Genomic DNA, 5,711 nt, shown 5'->3' on the forward strand with positions numbered 1-5,711 from the left:
GGCTTTATTTCAATATCTAATCATATATTCGCATCTGAAGAAGGTAACCGTCCGGTAATTCCCACATTCAAGTATTAACGCCGCTCCTGCATGGTGTCCTTGTAAAAAGGAGAACACGCATGCGATATCAACGACGAGACGTAAATACCTGGCTGGCGCTTTTCGAACGTCAGGAACAAAGTGGATTATCGGCGGTTGCGTTTTGCCGTCAGCATGAGATAAATATTCAGACGTTTTATGCCAGACGCAGTGATATCCGGCTTCAGCGAACCAGCAATAAGTTTGTTCACGTTAAGCGCGAAGTCACCACGTTCGAATCCCGTATTGAAGGTGACTCGCAGACCCTTTCGCTTGAATGCGCTGCTTCGACATTGCGCATACCCGCCAATGTCAGCCCGCACTGGTTGGCCGACCTGATGAAGGCGCTGAACGAATGAGGATGTTCGTCGAGCCCTCTGACATTTATCTTTACCTGGGCAATGTCGACTTCCGTAAATCCATCAATGGCCTGATTGTCGTGGTGGAACAGCAGATGGAATTGAATCCGTTCCGGGATGCGTTGTTTGTGTTCTGCAATAAAAAGCGGGATAAACTGAAGGTGTTGTACTGGGATAAAACTGGCTTTGCCCTGTGGTATAAGCGCCTGGAGAAGCATCGCTTTAAATGGCCGTCAGACACTGAATTACAACACATCAACCTGAGTGAGCAGCAGTTGCAGTGGCTGTTGTCGGGCTTTGATGTGATAGGCCATTCGCCATTGAACTACACCGCTTCCGGCTTATAACCGGTGATCATAAACAGCATTTATCGATCACGAAATAGTCTGAATAACATCAGGTAATCAGTACCTTAATCGGCGATAATAGTCTTATGAACGAAGAAGATTATCAACGCCGCATCGCTGAACTGGAGCAGCAGCTCCAGGAACTGAATAACCGGTATCAATACCTGGAAGAGCAGTTCCGTATCGCACAGCAAAAACAGTTTGGTAAAAGCACCGAGGGCCACCCTGGTCAGGGCGAACTGTTTAATGAGGCGGAAGAACTGGCTGCCGATGTTGAAACGCCAGAGCAGGAAGCCATCAGTTACACACGCAATAAACCTAAGCGCAAACCACTGCCTGAGGACTTGCCGCGTGAAGTCATCGTCCACGATATCCCTGATGAAGATAAAGTCTGTGGTTGCTGCGCTGGCACGCTGCACTGCATCGGTGAAGATAAGTCTGAGAAGCTTCAGTTCATTCCTGCTCAGGTGAAAGTGATTGAACATGTACGTCCGAAGTATGCGTGCCGTACCTGCGAAAAAGAGGGTATCAGCAATACGGTGAAACAAGCGCCGGTACCACATAGCGTTATCCCCAAAGGCTATGCAACGCCGAGCCTGTTGAGTCAGATAATCACCAGCAAATATCAGTATGGTCTGCCACTTTACCGGCAGGAAGCTATGTTCAAACAGCATGGCATCGAACTCAGCCGTAAAACCATGGCAGACTGGATAATCCGTTGTGCTGAGTTATTTAAGCCGCTTTATGACCAGCTTCATCAACATCTGCTACAACAACCGGTTATCCAGGCGGATGAAACCACGTTGAAGGTTGTCGATTCTGACAAAACGACCAGTTACATGTGGCTGTATGCAACCGGAGCGGACTCACCGCAAGCGACCATCACCGGTTCTGCGATACCTAACATCGTGCTGTACGATTATCACAATAGTCGTGCCGGGCGATGTGCCGTGGACTTCCTTGATGGTTATAGCGGATATCTGCAAGTGGATGGCTATCAGGGCTACGAACAAACGCAGGCCACCTTAGTCGGTTGCTGGGCCCATGCCAGACGCAAGTTCATGGAAGCGAAAAAAGGCGCTGGCAGTAAAGGCAGTGGCAAAGCTGATTGGGCACTGAACCACATACAGAAGCTCTACCGTGTCGAGACGCAGTTAAAAGAAGAAAACGCAGCAACCCGCTATACACAACGACAAGAAAAGAGCCTGCCGCTACTTAATCAACTTGAAACCTGGCTGACAAAATCAGCCCAACAGGTATTACCGAAAACAAAACTCGGCGAGGCAATACAGTACTGCCTCAACCAGTGGCATAAACTGATTCGTTACACACTCGATGGCCATCTCGCCATCGACAACAACCGCGCAGAACGCGCCATTAAACCGTTCGTCATAGGCAGAAAAAACTGGCTGTTCAGCCAGACCGCAACCGGTGCCAATGCCAGCGCCATCCTCTACAGCATCATCGAAACGGCGAAAGCCAACGACCTCAACGTCTTCGAGTATGTGATGGACTGCCTAGAGCAGCTCAGCAAGCCCGAAACCAATATCGATCAACTACTACCATGGCAGTTTACTAAGCGTTAGGTGGGATTAGCGGACGCTTACTGAAGAAGTGCACGTAGAGGAATTTGTAGTGAAAGCTATCGGGAAAAGACGTGTTAGATACGATTTATTTGAATACATATTAATCTCAAATGGTGATTATGCAACGTCACTCAATCTTGGAGAAACTCCAAAAACGACATACAGTGTCGGAGACAAGCTTGAGGTAACCCTTAAAACAGGTTTATGGGGTTACTATATAGTTGAGGATGTTGTAAATGGTGGCTAATCGGGTAGCCGGAGGTATCTAGCCTCCAGCCCCCACAACACCCTGCATGCGGCTCCGCACAGGGCGTTTCATTTAGGATAGTGAAGCGCAATCCATCCATCACGTAGTGAATAAAGCCCTTCGGATTTCAAGTAATCAAGTGATAAAGCCTGATTGATCCCCGGAGATTTTGCACTACGCCATGGCCCTTTGCTGGTGATACCACACGCTACCGCAGCTTGAACATGCACGCCCAGTCTCATTAAATTTCGTACTTTGGTGCGCGGTTTTCGCCACTGACGCCAGTAAGCCATTCTCACTCTGCGCCGGATCCAGTGATCCAGTTCTACGCAGCGCTGATATCCACTGGCGATACCAAAGTAATTTATCCAGCCTCGTAAATACTGACTGAGTTTAAAGAGTTGGTATTGCATCGATACGCCCCAGTTGCGGTTCGTTAATCGTCGAACCTGTTGCTTAAACTTCATCAGGGTCTTCGGATGCCATTGAATGCGGCCTGCCTTGAAGGTAAATCCAAGGAATTTGCTTTCACTGGTTTTAACGACGTGGCTTTTGGTTGTATTAACAACTAACTTCAAGCGGTGGCGCAGGAATCTGCTGATACTGTTGAGCACGCGTTCACCCGAACGGGGCGTCTTTACCAGTATGGTAAAATCGTCCGCATATCGTGCAAATTCGTGACCCCGTTTCTCAAGCTCTTTGTCCAATGGGTCTAGCATGATGTTTGCCAACAGCGGCGATAATGGCCCGCCTTGAGGAACACCTTCTCGACTCTCACTATAAAACTGGTTATCGATAACCCCAGCTCGTAAGTATCGTTTAATCAGTTTAAGCAGTCGCTTATCCTTCACTTTGTAGCCAAGGTAGGTCATGAGTAAATCGTGATTAACGCGGTCAAAGAACTTAGACAGATCAACATCCACGGCAAAACGACGTCCCGTTTTGATAATGCTGTTTACCTGCTTCACTGCTTGTTGCCCATTTCGATGTGGCCTGAACCCAAAACTATTATCTGAGAAGGTTGGGTCGAAAATAGGCGTAAGGACTTGGGCAATCGCTTGTTGGATAACACGGTCAACGATAGTTGGGATCCCTAATTGACGTTTTCCGCCATCAGGTTTGTCAATCTCAACGCGTTTCACCGGTGAAGGTTGGTATTGGCCTGAGCGAAGCTCAGTCATAACACGTTTCCAGTTTCCGGCGTTTGCCCAAGCGGGGAAGTCATCAATGGTCATGCCATCAATGCCAGCGGCCCCTTTGTTGGCTCGAACCTGCTTCCATGCCGACACAAGATTGGAAGGCTGGAGAAAAAGTTCGAGTAGATCTGCGCTAAAGGCTGGCTGCTCATCAGTACGCTGAGTCACGTCACTACCGGACGGCATTCGTGTGTTCAAGTCTGACAAGGCTCCTCCTTTATTCTAAATGTTCCGGCCTTGGCCGTGTCCCAGCCATTACGCTGGGCATTTGGCTACTATGCCGTCTGCTGACTTCTGCTCTATCACCGCCACAGTTACCTGTAACAGCGCTATCGGTTTGCATCGAATTCGCTCGCAGTGGATGATGCGTTTCCTCTGCGCCAAGGCACTTGTATACCAGAGCCTTACTGGTATTCACCGATCGCTCTTAGAGCAGATCTCCCCAGATAAGAGCATGGACTGTCTCTGCACTGCTGCATCATTTACGGTGGCCGTTAGATCACAGGGTTTCGTTGTCTTGTGCCAACTCACCTTCAGCCTACGCCTCATATGATGTTCTTGTTCATCAGCTCGCAGATTTGCTAGCGGCTTCCTCCAGACTATCTCTCACGATTTAGCCCTTGCCATTCGCTAGTAGTTAGCGTTGAATAACAGTGTGTTAAACAACGGTGATCTTCCTACAGAGGACTTTCACCTCATTAGTTCATGCCCATGCTGGGCGTACACAAAAAAATTAAGTCGCTCGCGGGCTCGCTGGGACACAAACATGGCGGCTGTGTCGCTTCGCTCCGATTATAGCCGCCATGTTTGCGCCCCTTATTTGGGTGTTATGTAGCTATGATGTTCCAAGGCAAATAAAAAGGATTTTTTAATGAAACTTTACCCTTATCAAACGATACAAACTGTAAATTTACCAACTCTTTTATTCGCAGCGAGAGCTCTTGGTATTTTTTCTTTTTTGGATTGAAGTAAGAAATTCCAATTTCTGGTAGCTCGTACTCGCCTGGATACCGAGGGATGATAAGGTATTCATAGGTTTTACTGCCGCTTGCTCCAGCCGCATTTACTGCTATGTTTTCTTTCACCTTTGGGTCATATACTTCAAAGTCTGGTGGAAAGTCGGGTTTAAAATCTGGTAGCAATTTTAGGTTCCCACTGCCGCTCACTTTAATGGAATAAGTGATGGCTTCATTTTGATTTACCTCCGTTTTGTTGATGCTAGATTTCACCTTGAAATTACCTACCAAACCTTCAAATGATGATGGTTTTGGAGCGGGGAGTGGCTGTACTTTAATCTTTACAGAATTGCTTTTAAGAGGAATTACCCGATTTTGAACCCGGCCAAAAAATTGGTCGAACAAAGAACCTCGCCCGGTGCGCACTTGCTCCTGCACCGTTACATCCATTTTTACAGATTCTATTGCTACACCATAAGCAGCTTCTACAGCTCCTCTGATTTCTAATTTGTTAGCATTCTTATTTACAACAAATGCATAACGGTTGTATAACTCGCTATCGTTTGTCGCTTTTTCCGTAATAATAGGTTTTATTAAAATACTCATTTTGTTCCCTATTTACTTAAGTTAGATTCAATTCCTTCTAAAGACTTCTCAGAAATAACTACAGTATTAGCATTTAAAACACTATATGTATTAATTCCTGTCTCATTTACTACTTTAGATCTTTTTAAGTTACGAGACGATAAGTAAACATTTGTACTTTCTTCCCCTAACACGAATAAAGACTTTTGAGTCTCTAATCCTAAAGCTTTTAAAACAGTGATAAATTCTTTTGTTTTTGGAGTTTCAAAATTGAAATCTTCAACAACAACTAAATTACTTTCTTTTGCCTGAATACTTAAAGCTGACTTACGTGCTAAACGCTTTAAGTTTTTATTC

General features: G+C 46.3%; 8 protein-coding genes. 4 read left to right on the top strand and 4 right to left on the bottom strand.

Features of this window, described 5'->3' with window-relative positions; translation table 11 throughout:
- Nucleotides 1-119 precede the first annotated feature (119 nt).
- The 4 genes from Q0688_RS11275 to Q0688_RS11290 all read left to right on the top strand — a co-directional run bounded on the left by Q0688_RS11275 (nt 120) and on the right by Q0688_RS11290 (nt 2,617).
- Nucleotides 120-437, top strand: coding sequence for an IS66 family insertion sequence element accessory protein TnpB (locus tag Q0688_RS11275; RefSeq protein ID WP_239247950.1), 318 nt, complete (start codon nt 120-122; stop codon nt 435-437).
- Nucleotides 434-784: an IS66 family insertion sequence element accessory protein TnpB gene (gene tnpB / locus Q0688_RS11280; protein ID WP_014979879.1), complete on the top strand. Its 351-nt coding sequence runs from the start codon at nt 434-436 to the stop codon at nt 782-784. Before Q0688_RS11275 ends, tnpB begins: the two co-directional genes overlap by 4 nt.
- A gap of 86 nt (nt 785-870) precedes the next feature.
- Nucleotides 871-2,370 (top strand): IS66 family transposase, encoded by a 1,500-nt coding sequence (locus Q0688_RS11285; protein WP_239247949.1) that lies wholly within the window; start codon nt 871-873, stop codon nt 2,368-2,370.
- A 49-nt stretch (nt 2,371-2,419) separates the two neighbouring features.
- Entirely contained in the window at nt 2,420-2,617 is a 198-nt protein-coding gene (locus Q0688_RS11290) for a hypothetical protein (RefSeq protein ID WP_299076262.1), read from the top strand.
- A gap of 68 nt (nt 2,618-2,685) precedes the next feature.
- Here the strand turns inward: Q0688_RS11290 and ltrA are convergent, their stop codons facing one another.
- The 4 genes from ltrA to rplD all read right to left on the bottom strand — a co-directional run.
- The gene (gene ltrA / locus Q0688_RS11295; protein ID WP_299076265.1) at nt 2,686-4,020 is read right to left on the bottom strand and encodes a group II intron reverse transcriptase/maturase; all 1,335 of its coding nucleotides are present in this window, start codon (nt 4,018-4,020) and stop codon (nt 2,686-2,688) included.
- A 10-nt stretch (nt 4,021-4,030) separates the two neighbouring features.
- Nucleotides 4,031-4,231, bottom strand: a complete 201-nt coding sequence (locus Q0688_RS11300; protein WP_136251253.1) for a hypothetical protein — start codon at nt 4,229-4,231, stop codon at nt 4,031-4,033.
- A 409-nt stretch (nt 4,232-4,640) separates the two neighbouring features.
- Entirely contained in the window at nt 4,641-5,375 is a 735-nt protein-coding gene (rplW, locus tag Q0688_RS11305; RefSeq protein ID WP_299076274.1) for a 50S ribosomal protein L23, read from the bottom strand.
- A gap of 8 nt (nt 5,376-5,383) precedes the next feature.
- Nucleotides 5,384-5,711, bottom strand: a 328-nt coding sequence (rplD, locus tag Q0688_RS11310) for an uL4 family ribosomal protein (RefSeq protein ID WP_299076277.1), incomplete at its 5' end; no start/stop codon positions are given.

Origin of the sequence: uncultured Paraglaciecola sp., assembly GCF_937123705.1 — a bacterium.
In the GTDB taxonomy this organism is placed as follows: domain Bacteria; phylum Pseudomonadota; class Gammaproteobacteria; order Enterobacterales; family Alteromonadaceae; genus Paraglaciecola.